The sequence below is a fragment of the Labrenzia sp. PO1 genome (genome assembly GCF_012273635.1).
Classification (GTDB): Bacteria; Pseudomonadota; Alphaproteobacteria; order Rhizobiales; family Stappiaceae; genus Roseibium; species Roseibium algicola.
The window spans coordinates 74918-96288 of record NZ_JAAXCR010000006.1; the positions used below are offsets into that span (position 1 = coordinate 74918).

The following is a 21371-nucleotide window of genomic DNA, read 5'->3' on the forward strand; positions in this document are numbered from 1 at the left end:
TTTGGTTTGAATTGCGCCGTCTTATGTCCGGGCGCTTTTGCTCAGGGCCGCCTCGAAGTCGGCCCAAAGATCGTTGGGGTCTTCCAACCCCAGGCTGAGGCGTACGATCCGGTCGGACACGCCAAAGCGTTGCATTGAATTCTGTTCACCCGCCTGATTGAGGCCGATGCGTGTCGGCAGGATCAGGCTTTCGAAACCACCCCAGCTGACGCCAAGGCGGAACAGCTTCAGGCTGTCGGCAAGGTTCGGGATGTCGACGTTGTCGTTCAGCGCGACGGACAACAGGCCCGAGCGGCCGGTCAGACCGGGCACGATGTTCGGACCGGGCGAATGCACAGCGCTGACATGCGGGTGGCTCGCCAGCCGGTCAACAAACAGGTTCGCGGTCGCCTGGTGCTGGCGCATGCGCGGGCCGAGGGTGCGCAGTCCCCGGGTCAGCAGAAAAGCCTCGAATGGGGCAAGCTTGCCGCCGAGTAATGGCAGGGTCAGGTCCCGGATCCGGTCGATCAGGTCCTGGCGTGCCACCACCACGCCGGCAACCGTATCGGAATGGCCGGACAGGTACTTGGAGGCAGAATGCAGAACGATGTCGATGCCGAGGGTCAGTGGACGCTGGAAAAGCGGTGTTGCCCAGGAGTTGTCGATTACGGTGATCGTGCCGTGCTTTTTCGCATGTGAGGCGACAAGTCCGAGATCCAGCGTCTTGAAGACGACGGAGGTCGGGCTTTCCAGATAGGCGAGCTTCACGCCCTTGAGCAGATCCGGATCCGACTGGAACTCCTCAATTGAATGATAGGTAACCCCGACGCCAAACGGGCGCAGCATACGCTCGAACAGGCGATAGGCATCCGGATAGACATGCTCGATGCAGGCAATGCGGTCACCCGGCTTGACGAAGGCAAGAACGGTGGAGGAGACCGCTGCCATGCCGGACGCAAAACCGACAGCAGCTTCGCCCTCTTCCGCCTGGGCCATCAGCTTTTCAAAGGCAGCCACAGTGGGGTTCTGAACCCGTGTATAGAGCGGCTCGTTGGAGCGGCCCGCCATCCGGTCTTCGAAGGCCTTGTAATTGTCGAAGGTGAAGAGAGACGTCTGCACGATCGGCGGCGCCACAGCGCCTCCTGTCTCGGCAGCAGCCGCCAGCAGCGTCTCGATCGAATATCCACCCGGCACAGCGTCAGCCATCGTGTTCCTCTGAAATTTTCTGGGTTTCGGCACAGACCATATCGATGATCATCTCGGTCAGTTCCGCTGCCTTGTCCTCGTCACCGGCGATGATCGCGTCGGCAAGCGGGCGGTGCAGCGGGATGGTGTCCTGGCCGAGATGCGGCTTGCCGAACGGTGTTTCGTAAATGTCGTGAAAGGCTTTCTGGATCTGTTCGATGAATTGCCTGAACAGGGGATTGCCGGTCGCATCGTGAACGGCGTTGTGAAACCGATGGTCGGCCGGGCGCCAGTCTTCACCGGCTTCGAACACAGCCATCAGTTCCGCCGCCCGGGCATTGATGATGCGGCGCTGTTCCGGCGTTGCGGATCTCGTTGCGATGCGCACCGACTCGATTTCCAGAGGCCGTCGAACCTGCTGCATTCGCAACAGGCTCTCGGCTTCATGTTTGATGGTGAGGGCCACGCGCAGTGTATTGGTTGATATTTCCGCGATGAGCCTTGTGCCGGCTCCTTTGTTGCGGCTGACGACACCCATGCTTTCCCAGGTCTTGAGCGTCTCGCGAATGGTCGACCTGCCAAAGCCGAGACGGCGCACAAGCTCCAGTTCCGGCGGCAGACGATCCCCGATCTTGAGACCTTCCTGCTCGATGAGGCTGATCAGGGCTCGCGGCACATCCCGCGGCTCACTCGCTGCTGCAGACCCCGTTTCCGGTTTCGGCTGTTGTGCATTTTCCGGCATGGACAGATGTCGACCTTCTTTGTTTGCCATCTCACGTTACCACTTTGTCTGACATTGTAAACACTTTGTCTGACATAATTTTCAGGCAAAGCGCTATCCCGTTTAAACAATTGTTTTATTGAGTGAATTTCACACTCTCGCGAAGAACACCAGCCACCGCAGCTCCACGCCTCTCACCACAATCACCCTCACCATCGTCATCCCGGCCAAGCAACGCGCGAGCCGGGATCGGGGAGCCGCTGGCGACGGCGGTGGCCCGCCTCCTATCGACAGGCCTCAGCTTCCCCGTTCCAGGATCTGCGCTGCGCTCCGTCCAGGAGGACGAAATCGAGGTGGGAGATTGTCCCGAAGACGGCCTGTCGCGGAGGCTGTAAACAAAAGCCCGGCACGCTGTGCCGGGCTGCTGATGGTTCCAACAAGACAGTTTTGAGGGTCAGCCGACCTGGGCGGTTGCCTCGATTTCGATCAATGCATCGTCCTCGATGAGGCCGGCCACCACGACGACCGACATGGCCGGGAAATGCCGCCCCATCACCCTGCGGTAGGCTTCACCGACTTCTCTCTGCCGGGCAAGATATTCACGTTTGTCCGTAATGAACCATGTCAGGCGAGCGATATCGGTCACGGCTCCACCGGCGGCCTCGACGATGGCCACAATGTTGGCGAGCGTCTGTTCCATCTGGCCGACGAAGTCACTGGTTTCAAAGACCTGGTCCTTGTTCCAGCCGATCTGGCCGCCGATATGGAGCGTCTTGCCCTCCGTCAACATGCCGTTTGCATAGCCTTTTGCCGGGGCCCAGCCGTCGGGTTGAATGCTTTTGACCGTCATTGATCCTGACTTTCCTTGTCTTCCGGATCAGCTGAAAATCAATCCGACTGGATTGAACTCTCAAGGCTGATCGCTCCCTACCTGTTGAACCGGTCGGCGCTCAAGCGAGTGCCGACTGGTCCAGAAATCGTTGTTTTACCTGTTCCGGCCATGGCTCCGGTTTGCCGCTGCTGTCCACGTTGACGATGGTCAGCTCGGTCTGGAAGCGCACCTCGCCATCGCATTGCGCGCTGATTGCGATGCCGCAACTGGTCCGGCCAACCTTGGTCACGTTCAAGCCGAGCACCAGAAGATCGCCCAGTTTGCTCGGAGCCATGAAACGCGTACGGATTTCCGCAGTCGGTACGGCTCCCACCTTGTGAATGTCCTTGAACGGCCATTCGACGACCTTGTCGAAAAAGGCTTCGACACAATCGTTCATCATCTCGAAATAGCGGGGATAGAAGACAATCCCCGCCGGATCGCAATGCTTGAACAAGATGGGTTGCTCGAACCGGAACATCACTCAAACTCCGATGTACTTGGCAGTGACGTCGTCGGTCAGAGCATCAATACCGCCAGTCCAGACGGATGTGCCGCGTTCCAGGATCGTCGCCCGGTCGCAAACCTGGCGCAGTTCCTTGATCGACTTGTCGATGACGAGGATCGCGAGCCCCGTTTCCGCCTTCAACTGACGGATCACGGCCCAGATTTCCTGGCGGATGACAGGGGCCAGACCTTCTGTCGCTTCGTCCAGGATCAGCAGCTTCGGGTTGGTCATCAGGGCTCGGCCAATGGCGAGCATCTGCTGTTCGCCACCCGACAGCGAGCCCGCCCGCTGGCCGCGCCGTTCACCAAGCCGCGGAAACATGCCGATGACGCGTTCGAAGGTCCAGTCGCCGCGCCGAGCCGCCGCGATCAGGTTTTCCTGAACGCTCAAGGTGCTGAAACAGCGACGCCCTTCCGGAACAAGGCCCAGTCCCAACCGGGCAGCCTTGTGGCTCGGCAGGCGGGCAAGGTCATGACCGGCAAATGTCAGCGAGCCTTGCGCGGAGAGCATCCGGCAAATGCATTTGACCGTGGTCGACTTGCCCATGCCGTTGCGGCCGAGCAGTGCCAGCACTTCGCCCTCGCCGATTTCCAGATCCACGCCGAAAAGTGCCTGGCTGGCGCCATAGGAGGCCGTCACGTTGGACAGTGTCAGAAGACTGCTCATGCTTCGTCTCCCAGGTAAGCTTCCTTGACGGCGGCGTTGGACCGAATTTCATCGACCGTGCCGGTGGCAATCACCTCGCCGTACACCAGCACACTGATACGGTCTGCCAGCGAAAAGACCGCGTCCATGTCGTGTTCGACGAGAAGGATCGGTGCTTCGTGCCGAAGCTGATCGAGAAAACCGGTAAGCAGCTTCGAGCCTTCAGAGCCCATGCCTGCCATGGGTTCATCCATGACAAGCGCCTTTGGTTTCTGCGTCAGCGCAACGGCCACTTCCAGCTGACGGCGCTGTCCGTGACTGAGCTCCGCCGTGCGCATGCGGGCCTGGTCCAACAGGCCGACACGGGCGAGCGCTTCTTCGGCGGTTTCACGCAAGGAGGTGTCCCGGGTCACGTTGGAGAAGAACCTCCAGGGCCGACCGCTGGCGCCCAGTGCCCCGAGCAGAACGTTCTGGAGAACCGTATCTTCCATGGCCAGCGAGGAGATCTGGAAGGTACGCCCAAGGCCGGCACGCGCACGGGCGCGTGTCGGTTGATGCGTCACGTCCCTGCCCAGCAGGCGAACCGACCCGGCATCAGGCCGCAGTGTTCCGCAAATCTGCCCGATCAGGGTGGACTTGCCGGCACCATTGGGACCGATGATCGCGTGGATCTCGCCAGGCTTCAGGTCGATGGAAATATCACGGCTGGCTCGCAAGGCACCAAAGCTCTTGGAAATGCCGTTTGTTTGCAGGACAGCATCAGTCATGAACAGCCTCCCGTCCGCAAATCATGCCGATCACACCGCCCTTACCGAAGAGCACGATGACCAGAAGCAACAGCCCCAGGTAGATGTGCCAGAAGTCGCTCAAGGCTCCGAGCCAGTGCTCCAGCGCAACAAAGACCAGCGCGCCGACCACAGGCCCGAAAAGCCGTCCGACCCCACCGATGATGATGAAGATCATGATCTCGCCACTGGTCTGCCAGCTGAACATCGTCGGACTGACGAAGCGGTTCAGGTCGGCAAACAGCGCTCCCGCAAGACCCGTGATGGCGCCGGACACAACGAAGGCAACGAGCTTCAGCCGCACAGGGTCCAGTCCCGCGGTCTCCACACGAACGGGAACCTGCCGGGCAGCATTGAGAGCAAGACCAAATGGAGACCCCGACAGCCGCCATGCAAACAGCAGCACAAGGCACAAAAGCCCCAGGCAAAGCCCGTAGAACTGGATTGGGTCCAGCGTATTGAGCCCCGGAAACCCGTTGCGGACATAGATCGACAGTCCGTCCTCTCCGCCATATTCCGCCCAGGAAATGGCAAAGAAGAAGAACATCTGGCCAAAGGCCAGCGTGATCATGATGAAGTAGACCCCTGCCGTTCTCAAGGACAGGATCCCGATCACCAGCGCAGCCAAGGAGGACACCACGACGGCCACAAGCCAGATCACCGGCATGGACTTCGTGCCTTCGATCAGGAATGGCCACTCGGTGAGCGCGGTATAGTTCTGGGCATGGTAGGCGAGGATACCCATGGCATAACCGCCGAGGCCGAAGAAGACCGCGTGGCCGAGACTGACCAGCCCGCCAAGGCCGAGCGCGATGTTGAGGCCAACGGCCGCGATCGCAAAGACGACGGCACGCGTCATCAGCGTAATGGTGAAGGGTTCTTCCGCCGAGATCGCCCAAAAAGGGATCGCGACGAAGAGCGCCAGCGTCAGCGCATTGAGATAGCGTTCCCGGATCATGCGCGCGCTCCGAACAGACCGGCAGGACGCAGGATCAGCACCGCAGCCATGAGGATATAGATCGCCATGGAGGCGAGCGAGGATCCGACGGACGTGGCTGTCGACGGATCGAGGAACAGCTTCAGGATCTCCGGCAGGAAGATGCCACCGAGCGTATCGGTCAATCCGACCAGGATAGCGCCCACAAGCGCGCCCTTGATGGAGCCGATGCCGCCGATGACGATGACGACGAAAGCCAGGATCAACACCGGTTCCCCCATGCCGACCTGCACCGACTGGATGGCACCGACCAGGGCGCCGGCAAGACCTGCCAGAGCAGCGCCAAGCGCGAAGACGATGGTATAGAGCCGCGCAATGTCGATGCCGAGGGCCGCAATCATCTCGCGGTCATTTTCCCCTGCCCTGATCTGCACACCGAGACGCGTTCTGGAAATCAGCATCCAGAGACCAAGCGCCACGGCAAGGCCGACGGCAATCAACGTCAGCCGGTAGAGAGGATATTCGATGCCGCCCGGCAACGTGACCGGACCGGACAGGAATTCCGGCACGTCGAGAAACAGCGGAAAGGAACCGAAGATCCAGCGCGTTCCTTCGGAGAAGATCAGGATCAGCGCAAATGTCGCCAGCACCTGATCCAGATGATCCTTGGCGTAAAGCCGGCGGATGACCACCAACTCGACCAAGGCGCCCGCGATGGCAGCACCGGCAAGTGCCGCCACGAGGCCCAGCAGAAACGATCCGGTTGCAGCCGCAACAGCCGCCGCGCAGAACGCCCCGATCATGTAAAGCGAACCATGGGCAAGGTTGATCAACCCCATGACGCCGAAGATCAAGGTCAGCCCGGCGGCCATCAGAAACAGCATGATGCCGAATTGCAGGCCGTTCAGAACCTGCTCTATGAGCAATATCAGTGACATGAGTACCCCGCCCCTTTGGCCGGCGCGGTTTCCCGCACCGGCTTTTGGGTCAATACCTTACATGTTGCACTCGGACCAGTAGGCATCCGCATGGCTGGTCAAGGCCTTGCCGATGATCTTGTTGGTGTAGACGTCACCTTCCTTGATGACTTCGCGGACGTAGATGTCCTGGATCGGGTGATGGTTCGGACCGAACTTGAAGCCACCACGAGTGGAAGCGAAATCAGCTTCTTCCAGCGCCGCGCGGAACGCGTCAGCATCCTTCACGTCCGCCTTGGCCATGGCCGAAAGCAGCAGATTGGCGGTATCGAAGCCCTGCGAAGCGTAAAGCGACGGCAGGCGTCCGTACTCGGCCTGGAAGCTCTCAACAAAGGCCTTGTTGGCCGGGGAGTCGATGTCCTTGCTCCACTGGCTGGTGTTCTTGACACCGAGCGCCGCATCGCCAACGGCCTGCAGAATGCCCTGATCGAAGGAGAAAGCAGGTCCGATGACCGGCAGGTCGACACCGGAGTCCTTGTACTGCTTCAGGAAGGAGATCCCCATGCCGCCCGGCAGGAAGAAATAGACACTGTCTGCACCGGAGGCACGGATCTGCGCGATTTCAGCCGCGTAGTCGGTCTGACCCAGCTTGGTGTAGATTTCGCCCGCGAACTCGCCCTTGTACATGCGCTTGTAGCCGGTCAGCGCGTCCTTGCCGGCCGGGTAATTCGGCGCAAGCAGGAAGCTGTTCTTCAGGCCTTCGAAATTGGCATAGGCGCCGGCAGCTTCATGCAGGTTGTCGTTCTGCCAGGCGACGTTGAAATAGTTCGGGTGGCAGCCCTTGCCGGCCAGCGCGGAGGGGCCTGCGTTCGGCGACAGGTAGAACTTGCCCTGCGCGGTTGCTGAAGGCACCACGGCCATGGCGAGGTTCGACCAGATGATACCGGTCAGGACGTCCACCTTTTCCGACTGGATCATCTTGTCGGCCAGCTGCACGGCGATGTCCGGCTTCTGCTGATCGTCCTCGACCACCACTTCCAGATCCGTGTTGCCGGCCTGCTTAACAGCCAGCATGAAGCCATCGCGCACATCGATGCCAAGGCCTGCACCACCACCAGACAGAGTGGTAATCATGCCGACCTTCACCGGTTCCGCGTTGGCGCTGGAAAGGCCGAGTGCGAGAGCGGCTGCGGCCGCCATTGTTACAAATTTCATATGCTGCTCCTCTTGGTCTTGTGACCTGCTATTCCCATTCGGTTTTTTAGTTTGGACCGCCGTGCTTCGTTATTGCGGCACGGTCAGCAAGGGGCTTGTCTTTTTAGTGTCCCGCGTGCCCCACGCGAGGGTCTGGTCAGGCGTCCGGACGCAGCCGGAAGCGCTGGATCTTGCCGGTTTCGGTTTTCGGCAAGGCGTCTGCAAAGATGATCGAGCGAGGATACTTGTAAGGCGCGATCGTCGCTTTAACGTGATCTTTCAATGCTTTGGAAAGGTCGTCTGAGGCTTCGTGTCCAGCAGCAAGAACCACATGGGCTTGCACGATGGAGCCGCGCTCCTCATCCGGCGCACCGATGACGGCACATTCCTGGACAGCAGGGTGCGCAAGCAGTGCCGCTTCCACTTCCGGGCCTGCAATGTTGTAGCCGGCGGAGATGATCATGTCGTCATTGCGGGCAGCAAAGTGCAGATGGCCGTCCTCGCTCATGGAAAAGCTGTCACCGGTGATGTTCCAGCCATCGATCACGTATTGCCCCTGGCGATCGTCCGCCAGATAGCGACATCCGGTGGGACCGCGCACTGCAAGACGCCCCACTTCACCTGGAGCGACGTCCTTGCCGTCCTGATCGAGGATCCTGACTTCATATCCGGAAACGGGTTTTCCGGTGCAGGCAGGCTTGTGGTCGTCGAAGCGGTTGGAAATGAAGATATGCAACATCTCCGTAGCGCCGATCCCGTCCAGCATGGGCTTGCCGGTCTTGGCCATCCAGGCGTCATAAACGGGACCCGGCAGAGTTTCACCGGCAGAGACCGCGGCGCGCAGCGAGGAAAGGTCAGCCCCCTCCTCCATGGCCTGCAGCATCACGCGATAGGCGGTCGGTGCAGTGAAGCAGACGGTTGCCTTATATTTCTCGATGATCTCGATCATGTTCGGCGGCGTCGCGCTTTCCAGTAGCGTGGCTGCTGCGCCGAACCGCAGCGGGAAGATTGCAAGCCCCCCAAGACCGAAAGTGAAGGCCAAGGGTGGTGAGCCGACGAAGACATCGTCCGGTGTGACACCCAGAACTTCCTTGGCATAGCCGTCGGCAATGATCAGCAAATCCCGGTGGAAGTGCATCGTGGCCTTGGGCGTGCCCGTGGAGCCGGACGTGAAGCCCAGCAGGGCGACGTCATCGCGTCCGGTCGGGACAGCGTCATAGAGCACGGATTTTTCCAGCGCGAGCCGGTCCAGCTCCGCATCATGGTTCGACGTTCCGTCGAAGCCGATCACCTTCTTCAGGAAGGATGATGTCTTGGCACAGGCGACCATCTCGTCCATGAGACGCGTGTCGCACAGTGCGAACTCGATTTCCGCCTTGTCGACGATCTTGGAAAGTTCGCCCGCGCGCAGCATGGGCATCGTGTTGACGACAACGGCACCGGCCTTGGTTGCGGCGAGCCAGCAGGCGACCATTGCCGGGTTGTTGGCGGAACGGATAAGCACCCGGTTGCCCGGCTTCACACCAAGATCTTCGGTGAGTGCATGCGCCAGCCGGTTGGTCCAGTCCGCAAGTTCCTTGTAGGTTCGGCGGCGGCCATTCCCGATCAGGGCGGTGTGATCCCCCAGTCCCTGTTCCACCATCCTGTCGGTAAGCTCAACGCCTGCATTGAGACGTTCGGGATACTGAAACCCATCGAGCAGGAAATCGGGCCAGCTGTCTTCCGGCGGCAGGTTGTCCCGTGTAAAGGTATCGACGTGTGCGGAGGGACCAAGCATGGATCAGTCTCCCTGAAAGGCGCCAAGGGTCTGGCGCGCGATGATGATCTTCTGAACGTCCGACGCACCCTCGTAGATGCGCAAGGCACGGATTTCTCGATAGAGCTTTTCGACCTGCATGCCCGAGCGAACACCATCGCCACCGTGAAGCTGCACGGCCTTGTCGATGACCTTCTGTGCCTGGTCGGTGGCAAAGAGTTTTGCCATGGCGGCTTCTCGCGTCACGCGGGGGGCGCCGCTGTCCTTGGTCCAGGCGGCACGGTAGATCAGCAGGGCTGCGGCATCGACATCCAGCGCCATGTCCGCGATATGCCCCTGCACAAGTTGCAGGTCGAACAGCGGAGAGCCCTGGATTTCGCGTGTCGTCACCCGTGAAAGCGCTTCATCCAGCGCCCGGCGGGCAAAGCCAAGGGCGGCGGCGGCGACGGTCGAGCGGAAAATGTCCAGGACAGACATCGCAATCCTGAACCCTGCGCCCGGCGTGCCGATCATGTTCTTTTTCGGAATGCGGCAGCCGGTGAAACGCAGTGTGGCAAGCGGATGGGGCGCGATTGTTTCCAGGCGTTCGACAACCTCGAAACCTTCAAGGTCAGGCGTCACGATGAAGGCCGACAAACCCTTTGCGCCGGGTGCTTCGCCGGTTCTTGCAAAAAGCGTGTAGACGTCGGCGATACCACCGTTGGAAATCCAGGTCTTTTCGCCGTCGAGCACATAGGCATCACCATCGTCGGTGGCGGTCATGGTCGAATTGGCAACGTCGGAACCGGACTGAGGTTCGGTCAACGCGAAGGCGGAGATTGCCTTGCCGGTGCGCGTCTGCGGAAGCCACTCGGCTTTCTGCTCGTCCGTACCGAACAGGGAAATTGCGCCGGTTCCAAGGCCTTGCATGGCAAAGGCAAAATCCGCCAGGCCGTCATGGCGGGCCAGCGTTTCTCGAATGAGGCAGAGGCTGCGCACATCCAGCTTGCCATCCGGGGCACCGCTGTGCTGCAGGAAGCCTGCATCACCGAGCGCTGTCACCAGATGACGGCAGGCTGCGTCCGTGTCCGAATGGTCAACATGAGCCAGATGCGATCCTGCCCAGATCTCCAGTTCTTCAGCGAGACGCCAGTGCTTTTCTTCGAAAAACGGCCAGTGGAGGAAAGATTTATCCGACATCAGTCGCCCTCGAACACCGGCTTTTCTTTTTTCACGAAGGCTTCGTAAGCCCGGCGGAAGTCGTTGCCCTGCATACAGATTGCCTGAGCCTGGGCTTCCGCCTCGATGGCCTGATCCAGGCCCATGGACCACTCCTGCGCCAGCATGGTCTTGGTCATGGAGTTGGAGAAGGTCGGTCCGGCAACAATACGGCCGGCCATGTCCATGGCCGTCTGGTCCAGCTCACCCGCCGGCACCACCGCGTTGAAGAACCCCCACGCATGACCTTCCTCGGCCTTCATCGAGCGGCCGAGATAAAGCAGCTCCGCCGCACGGCCCTGCCCGATGATACGTGGCAGGATCGCGCAAGCACCCATGTCGCAGCCGGCAAGGCCGACCTTGTTGAACAGGAAGGCAACCTTGGCTTCCGGTGTCGCAACGCGCAGATCGGACGCCATGGCCATGATGGCACCAGCACCGGCGCAAATGCCGTCGACCGCGGATATGATCGGCTTGCCGCAGTTGAGCATGGCTTTCACCAGATCACCGGTCATGCGGGTGAAGGCCAGAAGTTCCTTCATGTTCATCTTCGTCAGCGGGCCGATGATATCATGCACGTCGCCACCGGAGCTGAAGTTGCCGCCGTTCGGCAGGATCACCACTGCATGGACATCGTCCGAATAAACGAGATCCCGGAACCAGTCGCGCAGCTCGGCGTAGCTTTCGAACGTCAGTGGGTTCTTGCGCTCAGGGCGGTCGAGCGCGATCCGCGCAATGCCGTTCGCGATCTCACATTTGAAATGCGTCACGTCACTTCGCATTGCCGCTCTCCTCTTGGCTTTGACGTTTCAGGACCAGATCAAGGCGGCTCGAAAGCGCCGCGATGTCTTCCGCCGACCAGCCGTCCAGCAGTTCATCGATCCAGGTTTCGTGATGGGTTGCAAGTTCCTCGAAGGCGGCTCTGCCCTTCGGCGTCAGCCGGGCCACCTGGGCTCGCCGGTCACCAGGAACGGCGACACGCAGGGCCAGACCTTCCTCGGTCAGCTTGTCGACAATGCCGGTGACATTGCCGTTCGACACCTTCAGGAACGTGGACAATTCCGACATTTTCAATCCGTCGGGAAAGCGGGCGAGCGCCGACATGACGTCGAACCGCGGCAGCGTCGTGCCATGCTGGTCACGCAGGTTCCGGCGAATTTCGGCTTCGATGCCATTGACGGATTTCAACAGCTTCAGCCACAGGCGCAAACGCGTCTTGGACAGGGCTTCCTGTTTCGCTGCGGTTTCCGCCATCACAGCTCTCCTCCCGAAAGTGTCAGCGCGTGACCGTTGATGGACACCGCTCCATCAGAACACAGATAAAGCGCAGCTTCGGCCACTTCCGACACCTGGATGAAGCGTCCCTGTGGATTGTCCGCTTTCAGGCTGTCAGCCGCGGCTTCCCGGCTCATGCCGGTCTTTTCGACAATCGTGTCGATGGAGCGATGCAGCATCGGCGTCTCGATGAAGCCGGGGCAAATCGCATTGACGGTGATGCCGGTTCTGGCCAGTTCCCGCGCCAGCGAGCGCGTCAGCCCGACGACGGCATGTTTGGCGGCGCTATAAGCGCTTACATAGGGATAGCCGCGCAGACCGGCGGTGGAGGCAATTGCGATCATCCTGCCCCAGCCGCTCGCCTTCATGTCCGGCAAAACAGCCTGCCAGACATTCGACACACCGAAGAGATTGACCGCCAGCATCGCCTGAAAGTCTTCCGCGGAGGTGCGGGCAAAGGGTTTGCTGCTGGCAGCGCCTGCGTTGGCGACCACGACATCAACCGGACCATTGACCGTCCGGGCGGCAGCAACGGCTGCCTGGACGGCCTGCGCATCGGTTACATCGCATACCTGGTACGGCAGCTTCTGTTCGGCAAGGCTTGCTTCCGTCCTGCCGAGAATGGTGACCTTTGCGCCTTTTTCAGCGAAGAGGTGGGCACAGGCGGCACCGACGCCACTGCCGCCACCGGTAACAAGGATATGGCGGCAAGCGACACTCATACCTTCAACATCTCCGCTTCCCGATCGGCCAGACGCCACATCTGGTCGCGGCCCGCAAGATATGGCAACGGCCAGTCGGTGGCGTTCCGGTCACCGATCTTGGCTGCTTCATGCAGCGTCCAATACGGATCCGCCAGATGCGGACGGCCGACAGCAACAAGATCTGCCCGGCCTGCCATAAGGATCGAGTTGGCGTGGTCTGCCTCGTAGATGTTGCCGACAGCCATTGTCGGCAGCCCGCCCTCGTTGCGGATACGGTCTGAGAACGGCGTCTGGAACATGCGGCCATAGACCGGACGCGCCTTCGGGGTTGTCTGACCTGCGGAGACGTCGACCAGATCGACGCCGGCATCACGGAAGCGGCGAGCTATCTCGACAGCGTCGTCCGGCGTGATGCCTTCCTCGCCCACCCAGTCGCAGGCAGAAATTCGAACAGACATCGGCTTGTGATCAGGCCAGACAGCGCGCATGGCGTTGAAGACCTCCAATGGCCAGCGCATGCGGTTATCCAGTGACCCGCCGTATTCGTCCGTCCGTGCGTTGGACACCGGCGAAATGAAAGACGACAGCAGGTAGCCGTGAGCCGCATGAAGCTCGATCATGTCGAAGCCGGCGCGCTCAGCCATTTCGGCTGCGGCAACGAACTCCGCCTTGATCGCGTCCATCTCGGCAAGTGTGATCTCGCGTGGCACGGCATTGCCCTCGGACCAGGGGATCGCGGACGCGGAAACAAGTTCCCAGTTGCCGTCGTGAAGCGGCTTGTCCATGCCTTCCCAGCCGATCCGCGTGGAGCCCTTGCGGCCGGAATGGCCGATCTGGCAACAGATCTTGGCATCTGTTTCGGCATGCACGAAATCGGTCAACCGTTTCCAGGCCGCCTCGTGTTCAGGCGCATAGAGCCCCGGACAGCCTGGCGTGATCCGACCCTCGGCGCTGACGCAGGTCATTTCGACAAAGACGAGACCTGCCCCGCCCTTGGCTCGCTCGGCGTAATGGACCATGTGCCAGTCGGTCGGCGAACCATCAACGGCCTTGTACTGCGCCATCGGCGAGACAACGATGCGGTTCTTCAACTCCATCTCGCGCAGTTTGAACGGCGTGAACATGGGTGCGCGCACGGGAGAATTCGGGGAAACGCCGGCCTGGTTCATGAACCAGCGCTCGGCAGATTCCAGCCATTTCGGATCCCGCAGACGCAGGTTCTCGTGACTTATGCGCTGGGAACGGGTCAGCATGGAATAGTTGAACTGGACCGGATCGAGATGGAGATAACGCTCGACGTGTTCGAACCATTCCAGCGAGTTGCGCGCTGCGGACTGCAGACGCAGCACCTCCAGGCGCCGGTCTTCCTCGTAGCGCTTGAAAGCAGCGGCCATATCCGCTTCGGTGTGCAGGTATTCCGCGAGCGCAATTGCCGATTCAAAGGCAAGCTTGGTGCCGGAACCGATGGAAAAATGCGCCGTTGCGGCAGCATCGCCGAGCAGAACCACGTTCTCGTGGCTCCACTTCTCGCACAGAACACGCGGGAAGCGGATCCAGGCGGAGCCCCGGATATGCTTGGCGTTGGTCATCAGCGGATGGCCGCCAAGGTGATCCTTGAAGATTTCCTCGCAGGTCCGGATGCTGTCTTCCTGGCTCATTTCGCCAAAGCCGAAAGCATCAAAGGTTTCCTGCGTGCACTCCACGATGAAGGTCGCCGTTTCATCATCGAACTGGTAGGCGTGCGCCCAGACCCAGCCGTGTTCGGTTTCCTCGAAGATGAAGGTGAAGGCATCGGCAAATTTCTGATGCGTGCCGAGCCAGACGAACTGGCACAGGCGCTGATCGATGTCAGGTTTGAACGTGTCCTGATAGAGCGTGCGGGTCTTGGAATTCAGACCGTCGCTGGCCACTACGAGATCGTAGTCCTTGCGATAATTCTCGGCGCTGTCGACTTCGGTTTCGAACTTCAGGTTGATGCCGAGCTCGCGGGCGCGCTCCTGAAGGAGCAGCAGCAATTTCATGCGACCGATGCCGCAGAAACCATGCCCGGTGGAGACGAGACGCTCTCCACGCATGTGAAGGGCAATGTCGTCCCAATAAGCGAAATTCTCGCCGATGGCCTTGGCGCTGACGGCGTCGTTCACCGCAAGGTTCTGAAGGGTCTCATCGGAGAGCACCACGCCCCAGCCGAACGTATCGTCGGCGCGGTTGCGCTCGATCACGTCGATCTCGTGGGATGGGTCTCGCAGTTTCATCGAGATGGCGAAATAGAGACCGGCAGGTCCCCCGCCCAGACAAGCAATCCGCATACGAACCTCCCCTGCTGTGGTATGCTCAGCGAACCACAGGGAGATATTTATTTCAAGCCTAAAATTTCAAGCTTGAAATAAATGACGGTATCGATCTGCAAATCGACTTTTATGTCAGGCTGGATACAGGTCCGGAACCGTTCAATGCGTCTCAGGGATTCGGGATATTGCCAGTCGATTCCCGCACCACGATCTCCCCGGCAATCGCTTCGTCGGCCGCAGCCTCCCCGGCAAAGATCCTTGCAACCGCTGACCCGGCCAGCTGTTCAATGGGCTGACGCAAGGTGGTGAGACGCGGGACCACGAGAGCTGCCAGTGCAATATCATCGAAGCCGGTCACGGAAAGATCCGCCGGAATGGCGATCTTCAGATCGCGGGCGCAGCGCAGGACGCCGATGGCCTGCTGGTCACTTGCGGCGGCGATGGCTGTCGGGCGGGTCTCCTCGGAAGCGTCTTTCAGGATTGACCGGCCGATGTCTTCGCCGCTGTCGTAATCGAAATGACCTTCGTGGACAGTAAGCATGATCGGATCTTCCGGCGTTGACAGGGCCTTGATCCGGGCAACAAAGCCCTCCCGCCGCTGGCGGGCCACTTCCATGGACTGCGGGCCGGCGATATAGGCGATGCGGCGATGGCCGAGGCCGACGAGATGATCGGCGATCTTCGCCGAGCCGTCGAAATGGTCAGTGGCGACCAGCGGATAGGGACCGAAACGGCGGTCGAGCGAAACGATCGGCACGTCGGCCTTGTGTGTCTGGCCACCGTCGGAGGTTGCCACCACGATGACCCCGCACACGGCCCTGTCCAGCAAGGCCGCGATCTGGGTCTGTTCGGCTTCCGCGTCGTCATGGGAATTTGCGAGCATCACGGAGTGGCCCCGCTTGGCGGCTTCCATTTCGATATTCTTGGCGAGCTGAGAAAAGAAAGGGTTGGTGATATCCGGCACCACGAGGCCGATCACGTCGATGCTGTTGGTGCGCAAAGCCCTGGCAGCCAGGTTGGGCTTGTAGTCCAACTCCTTCATAGCCGCGAGCACACGCTCCTTCAGGGGCTGCTTTACCGACTCGTTTTTGGACAGAACGCGGGAGACAGTACCAACGGACACACCGGCTTTGCGTGCGACGTCTTTGATTGTTGGCATGTTTTGCGTTTCTCCCCGCGCCCCAGGCGTTGCCCCCTTGAACCATTCCTCGGTGATCTGATCAAGCAAATGAATGCATTCAGGCAATGCGTTGGGCGGGGAAAGCCTCCATCTCGTCCAGACGTGGCAACGATGTTGCCGCTCCCTTGCGGGTTGTTGCCAGGGCCGCCGCCTGCATGGCGAACGAAATTGCATCCTCAATCGGCTTGCCCGAGGCTATTCTTGCCGCAAAAGCACCGTTGAAACAGTCACCGGCGGCAACCGTATCGATGCTGCGAACCCTGGGCGCAGGCAAGGCGCCGGTACTGCCGTCGATTGACCAGGCAACTCCGTCTGCCCCCATGGTGACGACGGCCCCGCGCAAGCCCAAGCTGCGCAACGCACCTGCCGCCTCGCGCGCATCGGCCAGTGTTTGCGGTTCTGTTCCCAACAGGCCGCCCGCCTCACCCGCATTTGGCGTCAGGATATCAAAGCTGGACAGAACTTCAGCGGGCCAGGCAGGGTTCGGTGCGGGTGCCGGATCCATGATGACCAGCGCACCCGCCTCACGGGCAATCCGCGCGGCGGCCAGCGATGTTTCCAGACCGATCTCGTTCTGCAGAAGCAGGACGCGGCTCTTGCGGAGGATATCTGCATATTTCGAGACATTTTCCGGTGACAGCCTGCCATTTGCACCGGCGGAGAGGCGGATAATGTTCTGCCCGTCAGGGCCGACATCAATGAAGGCAAGACCGGTTGCGGTGTTGGTCATTTCCTCCAGAAGGATCGCAACCCCTTCTGGCCGGAGGGCTGCGGCGGCTTCCGCGCCAAAGCCATCTCTGCCGACGGCACCGATGAAGTTGACACTGGCTCCCAGACGGGCGGCAGCGACGGCCTGGTTGGCCCCCTTCCCGCCCAGCGAGGTGACGGTTTCGCGAACGGAAATCGTCTCGCCAATTTTCGGCCAGCGGTCGAGATAGCTGGTGAGATCGATATTGATGCTGCCGACAACGGTAACGGACGTCAAAACGCAACTCCGCTGATGAGGATGATGTTGGCGTAGGGGGTCACCTCGCCGGTGCGGATCACGGCCCTGGCCGTTTGCGTCCGGTGCTTGAAAGCCTCGTGCGAAAGCCTTGAAACGGTAATCGCCTTACCCGTCTCCTCCGCCCAGGAAGCCACTTCTTGCTGCATCAACGAGGTCAGTTCCGCAGATGCCTCCTCTGCCCAGACCGCACCTTCAATGACAAGTTCGGACTTCAGTGCGGTCAGCAGTTCGCGAAAGCTCGGCACCCCTGCAGTGACGGCAAGGTCGATCACCTTCACACCGGCCGGGACAGGCAGACCGGCATCGGCAACAACGATTTCGTCCAGGTGCCCGAGAGAAGCAACAAGCGAACTCAGGTGGCGGTTCAAAAGGGCTGTGCGTTTCATTTGGATGCGTACTTTGCACGGTAGTAGTCAAGGATGACGGCAACGATGATGACGACACCGGTGATCATCTGGCGCATGAAATCGCTGAGGCCGATCAGGATGAGCCCGTTGGCGAGGACACCAATGATGAAAGCACCCAGCAGCGTCCCGATGACCGATCCGCGCCCGCCGCTGAGACTGGTGCCACCGATGATGACGGCGGCAATGGCGTTGAGTTCAAAGCCGATGCCGGCAATCGGGCTGGAGATGTTGAGGCGTGCCATATAAACGACCGCGGCAATCCCGGCGGTCAGACCGCAGATGGTGAAGGCGGCGATCTTGTAGCGAGCCACCGAATGACCGGCCAGACGGACAGCTTCCTCGTTGTTTCCGATACCGTAGATCAGGCGGCCGAAGACCGTGAAGTTCAGCACGAACCAGGCAATGAACACCAGCACAAGCGCCACCAGGAACACTACCGGCACACCGTAAACCATGGCGGACCCGAATTCCTCGAACGCGAAAGGGAAGGAATAGATGGTCTGTGCCTCGGAAACCTGCAGCGCCGCACCGCGGGCAATGTTCAGCATGCCGAGCGTGATGATGAAGGACGGCAGCGACCAATAGGCACTGATGGCACCGTTGAGAAAGCCGCAGAAGACGCCGGTCAGGGTGGCTGCGACAACGGCTAGCGCGATCGCCTCCGCCGGGCCAAAGCCGGGCAAGGTAATCGCCTTGCCGGCAACAACGGCAGCAAAGGCCATGACGGATCCGACAGACAGATCGATGCCGCCGATCAGGATCACGAAAGTCATGCCGACGGCCAGCACAAGGTTGATGGTGATCTGGGTCAGGATGTTGGTGATGTTGTTGGGCGTCAGAAAGTGCTCGGTGAAGAGCGAGAAAAAGACGATCAGCGCCAGCAGGGCCAGGCCGATACCCGCATTGTGCAACACCGTCCGGATGGAGAACTTCGGTGCGGCGGCGGCCGTTTCACTCAAGGTTTCGGTTGTCATTTGTCGTTTTCCCCGGCGCTCGGCGTTTGCCCGTAGGCCAGTTTCAGAATGTTTTCTTCAGAGAAATCCGGGCGTTTCACTTCGCCCTGGATCTCATGTTCGGCAAGCACCAGAATGCGATCGGCCAGTGTCATCAGCTCCGGCATTTCCGAAGAGACGACAAGCAAGGCAACCCCTTCTCGGGCCAGGTCTTTCAGAATGGCGTATATTTCTGCCTTGGCGCCGACGTCCACACCGCGTGTCGGCTCGTCGAGCAGCAACACCTTCGGATTGCGCGCAAGCCATTTGGCCAGAACAACCTTCTGCTGGTTGCCGCCAGAGAGGCTCGACGCAGGATCCGAGGCCCGTCCGTATTTGAGGGTCAGCCGAGCCGCGCTTGCGATGGCCTGGCGCGTTTCCTCGGCCAGTTTCAATAGCCCCTTGCGCGAGACCGAGCCCATGTTGGCCAGCGATATGTTGGCAGCAATGGGCATGTCCAGTATGAGGCCTTCGTCCTTGCGATCTTCGGTGACGAAACCGATGCCCGCAGCAATGGCGTCACGCGGCCCCTTGAAGCGCACTTCCACACCATCACGGTAGATCTTGCCGGACTTGAGCGGATCGATCCCGAAGATGCCGCGCAGGATTTCGGTACGCCCTGCCCCGACAAGTCCGGATATCCCGACGATCTCGCCGTAACGCAAATCAAGTGAAACCCCGTTTGTCCCGGGATTTGCAACGGTCAGAAGGTCTTCCAGCCTCAATGCGCTTGCGCCAAGCGCATGACCATCGGGCTGTTCGTCCTGTTCGGCGGCAAGCTTGCGCCCCACCATCCGCTGCACAACACCTTCCGGAGTGGTCTCGCTGATCTGATCGGTCGCAATGGTCTTGCCGTTTCGAAACACGGTGACACGGTCACAGATGGCAAACACCTCATCGAGGTGGTGCGAGACGAATACCACGGTGACCCCGTCCGCCTTGATACCGGCAACGATGTCAAACAGGCGTCTGGTCTCGCGTTCCGTCAGGGTTGCGGTCGGCTCGTCCAGGATCAGGATCCGGCTTTTCGACTGCAACGCCCGGGCAATTTCGACCAGCTGGCGATGGGCAATCCCGAGAGAGCGGACTGGAGCGGTGACGTCCACATCCGTCAGTCCGATTGCATCCAGTGCCTTGCGCGCGCGCCGGTTCATTTCCTTGCGGTCCAACAGACCGAGGCTGTTCTTCGGCAGATGTTCTATGGAGATATTTTCGGCGATGGTGAGATGTTCAAGCAGGTTGAATTCCTGATGAACCACCTGAACGCCATGATCCTTGGCGTCATGCGGGCTCATTGGGCGGTAAGGTTCGCCTGCCAGGGCGATCTGACCCGCGTCGTAGGGAAACACGCCTGAAAGGATCTTGATAAGGGTGGATTTGCCGGCGCCGTTTTCTCCGACGAGCGCATGAACCTCGCCTTCATCCAGGGAGAAACTGACCCCGTCCAGTGCCTTGACGCCACCGAAATGCTTTTTCAGACCCTCGACCGTCAGGAAAGCACGGTCCGGTGCAGCGGCGGGGGCTGCGGCAAGCGATGCTGCTGCCATGGTGCGTCCAGTCGTTTTTTGATGGATAAACAGCTCCCGCCCTGAAGCTGACCGGGCGGGAGCGTTCTTGAGACTGCTTACTTCGCAGTCACCAATTCGATCGGCGTCTTGACCCAGCCCTGAAGCTGCTCACCGGTCGAAACGACGTCGAGCGCCATGTCGATGGCATTGGCCGCCATGTCGGTGCCGAACTGGTCGACGGTAGCCAGCATCCGGCCGTCTTCGATCATCGGGCCGACTGCAGGAATGTTGTCGAAACCAATGACTTCAATGTCGGTGCGGCCGGCGCTTTCCAGTGCCTTTACAACGCCAATCGCCATGGAGTCGTTGGCCGCCATCACGCCCTGAACGTCGGGATGCGCTGTCAGCATTGTGGCGAAGACCTGGTTGGCTTCTTCGGTTTCCCAATGCGCTGTCCGGCTGTCGAGCAGGTCCAGCTTGTACTCGGCAACAGAGTCTTCAAAGCCCAGGCGGCGCTGCGTGGCATTGTCTGCACCCGGGTTGCCCTCGATGATGACAACCTTTGCGCCCTCACCCAGCTTCTTGCCCAGTGCATCACCGGCAAGCTTGGCACCGCCGCGGTTGTCCGGGCCGACGAACGCGAGTTCTACGCCCTGTTGCTTCTTGGCTTCCTCGTCAAGCGCCACATCGAAGTTGACCACGACGATACCGGCTTCCATCGCCTTTTTCAGCGGACGGACCATGGCGCGGCTGTCAGCCGGAGCGACAACGATGGCGTCCACACCCTGCGTGATGAAGTTTTCGACCGCATTGATCTGGGATTCAAAGTCGGTCTCGTTCTGCATGCCGACGGCCTTGAGCTCATAGTCGCCACGGCGCTTCTGGTGCTCCTCGGCACCAACCATCATGTTCTGAAAGAACTCGTTGGCCAGTGATTTCATGATCAGGCCCACCACCGGCTTGTCGTCGGCAAGAGCGGTTCCACCAAGCAAAGCGAGGCCGGCCGCTGCCGCGGCAGCGATTTTCAATAACTTCATGATTTTCCTCCCAAAAAGGCTGCACCTCTCACGCCATTCCAAGGGCGCTATCAGGCTGCACAATTGAAAGCACGGCCGAATTACAACGTCAATATGAAACGTTTCATTTTTTTGAATGCATTCATTTCATGCGTAGAAATAGCGAGTGATTTCAGGATCTTTCACCTGAATTTAAACGTGAAAAAATTTGCTCGGGAACGTTATGGCGCAGCAAAAAGGGGCCGAATCCAGCCCCCTGACTTCCTGCCTGACTGCAAAGGCACAAACGGTTGCAGA

General features: G+C 60.1%; 21 protein-coding genes. All 21 read right to left on the reverse strand.

Annotated features, from left to right (window positions below):
- Positions 1 to 21 precede the first annotated feature (21 nt).
- Positions 22 to 1185 (reverse strand): aminotransferase class I/II-fold pyridoxal phosphate-dependent enzyme, encoded by a 1164-nt coding sequence (locus HCG46_RS25610; RefSeq protein ID WP_022997646.1) that lies wholly within the window; start codon positions 1183 to 1185, stop codon positions 22 to 24.
- Positions 1178 to 1936: an FCD domain-containing protein gene (locus tag HCG46_RS25615; RefSeq protein WP_022997647.1), complete on the reverse strand. Its 759-nt coding sequence runs from the start codon at positions 1934 to 1936 to the stop codon at positions 1178 to 1180. The genes HCG46_RS25610 and HCG46_RS25615 overlap by 8 nt, the downstream gene beginning before the upstream one ends.
- Before the next feature lie 403 nt (positions 1937 to 2339).
- Entirely contained in the window at positions 2340 to 2735 is a 396-nt protein-coding gene (locus HCG46_RS25620; RefSeq protein WP_022997649.1) for a RidA family protein, read from the reverse strand.
- A gap of 100 nt (positions 2736 to 2835) precedes the next feature.
- On the reverse strand, positions 2836 to 3237 hold the full coding sequence (locus HCG46_RS25625; protein ID WP_062489245.1) for a thioesterase family protein: 402 nt from the start codon (positions 3235 to 3237) through the stop codon (positions 2836 to 2838).
- Positions 3238 to 3240: 3 nt separating this feature from the next.
- A complete protein-coding gene (locus HCG46_RS25630) occupies positions 3241 to 3930 on the reverse strand; it encodes an ABC transporter ATP-binding protein (protein WP_055659143.1) in 690 nt (229 codons plus the stop codon).
- Complete coding sequence (locus HCG46_RS25635; RefSeq protein ID WP_022997652.1) at positions 3927 to 4676, reverse strand: ABC transporter ATP-binding protein; 750 nt, start codon at positions 4674 to 4676, stop codon at positions 3927 to 3929. The genes HCG46_RS25630 and HCG46_RS25635 overlap by 4 nt, the downstream gene beginning before the upstream one ends.
- Positions 4669 to 5652 carry a branched-chain amino acid ABC transporter permease gene (locus HCG46_RS25640; protein ID WP_022997653.1) on the reverse strand — a complete coding sequence of 328 codons (984 nt, stop codon included), beginning with the start codon at positions 5650 to 5652 and terminating at the stop codon, positions 4669 to 4671. Before HCG46_RS25640 ends, HCG46_RS25635 begins: the two co-directional genes overlap by 8 nt.
- The gene (locus tag HCG46_RS25645) at positions 5649 to 6569 is read right to left on the reverse strand and encodes a branched-chain amino acid ABC transporter permease (protein ID WP_022997654.1); all 921 of its coding nucleotides are present in this window, start codon (positions 6567 to 6569) and stop codon (positions 5649 to 5651) included. Before HCG46_RS25645 ends, HCG46_RS25640 begins: the two co-directional genes overlap by 4 nt.
- A gap of 57 nt (positions 6570 to 6626) precedes the next feature.
- On the reverse strand, positions 6627 to 7763 hold the full coding sequence (locus HCG46_RS25650; RefSeq protein ID WP_168687855.1) for an ABC transporter substrate-binding protein: 1137 nt from the start codon (positions 7761 to 7763) through the stop codon (positions 6627 to 6629).
- Between the two features lie 136 nt (positions 7764 to 7899).
- Positions 7900 to 9519 carry an AMP-binding protein gene (locus HCG46_RS25655; RefSeq protein WP_022997656.1) on the reverse strand — a complete coding sequence of 540 codons (1620 nt, stop codon included), beginning with the start codon at positions 9517 to 9519 and terminating at the stop codon, positions 7900 to 7902.
- A gap of 3 nt (positions 9520 to 9522) precedes the next feature.
- Positions 9523 to 10677, reverse strand: coding sequence for an acyl-CoA dehydrogenase family protein (locus HCG46_RS25660; RefSeq protein WP_152511336.1), 1155 nt, complete (start codon positions 10675 to 10677; stop codon positions 9523 to 9525).
- Positions 10677 to 11477 (reverse strand): enoyl-CoA hydratase family protein, encoded by an 801-nt coding sequence (locus HCG46_RS25665; RefSeq protein WP_075284482.1) that lies wholly within the window; start codon positions 11475 to 11477, stop codon positions 10677 to 10679. The genes HCG46_RS25660 and HCG46_RS25665 overlap by 1 nt, the downstream gene beginning before the upstream one ends.
- Positions 11467 to 11949, reverse strand: a complete 483-nt coding sequence (locus HCG46_RS25670; protein WP_055659133.1) for a MarR family transcriptional regulator — start codon at positions 11947 to 11949, stop codon at positions 11467 to 11469. The genes HCG46_RS25665 and HCG46_RS25670 overlap by 11 nt, the downstream gene beginning before the upstream one ends.
- Positions 11949 to 12692 carry an SDR family oxidoreductase gene (locus HCG46_RS25675; RefSeq protein ID WP_077290317.1) on the reverse strand — a complete coding sequence of 248 codons (744 nt, stop codon included), beginning with the start codon at positions 12690 to 12692 and terminating at the stop codon, positions 11949 to 11951. The genes HCG46_RS25670 and HCG46_RS25675 overlap by 1 nt, the downstream gene beginning before the upstream one ends.
- Positions 12689 to 14983, reverse strand: coding sequence for a bifunctional salicylyl-CoA 5-hydroxylase/oxidoreductase (locus tag HCG46_RS25680; protein ID WP_168687856.1), 2295 nt, complete (start codon positions 14981 to 14983; stop codon positions 12689 to 12691). The genes HCG46_RS25675 and HCG46_RS25680 overlap by 4 nt, the downstream gene beginning before the upstream one ends.
- 151 nt (positions 14984 to 15134) lie before the next feature.
- Positions 15135 to 16124 (reverse strand): LacI family DNA-binding transcriptional regulator, encoded by a 990-nt coding sequence (locus HCG46_RS25685; protein WP_168687857.1) that lies wholly within the window; start codon positions 16122 to 16124, stop codon positions 15135 to 15137.
- Positions 16125 to 16203: 79 nt separating this feature from the next.
- Positions 16204 to 17130, reverse strand: coding sequence for a ribokinase (gene rbsK, locus HCG46_RS25690; RefSeq protein WP_168687858.1), 927 nt, complete (start codon positions 17128 to 17130; stop codon positions 16204 to 16206).
- Complete coding sequence (rbsD, locus tag HCG46_RS25695) at positions 17127 to 17537, reverse strand: D-ribose pyranase (protein ID WP_168687859.1); 411 nt, start codon at positions 17535 to 17537, stop codon at positions 17127 to 17129. Before rbsD ends, rbsK begins: the two co-directional genes overlap by 4 nt.
- On the reverse strand, positions 17534 to 18532 hold the full coding sequence (locus tag HCG46_RS25700) for an ABC transporter permease (protein ID WP_062489262.1): 999 nt from the start codon (positions 18530 to 18532) through the stop codon (positions 17534 to 17536). Before HCG46_RS25700 ends, rbsD begins: the two co-directional genes overlap by 4 nt.
- On the reverse strand, positions 18529 to 20097 hold the full coding sequence (locus HCG46_RS25705; RefSeq protein WP_168687860.1) for a sugar ABC transporter ATP-binding protein: 1569 nt from the start codon (positions 20095 to 20097) through the stop codon (positions 18529 to 18531). Before HCG46_RS25705 ends, HCG46_RS25700 begins: the two co-directional genes overlap by 4 nt.
- Positions 20098 to 20174: 77 nt before the next feature.
- Entirely contained in the window at positions 20175 to 21095 is a 921-nt protein-coding gene (locus tag HCG46_RS25710; protein ID WP_168687861.1) for a sugar ABC transporter substrate-binding protein, read from the reverse strand.
- Positions 21096 to 21371: the final 276 nt, after the last annotated feature.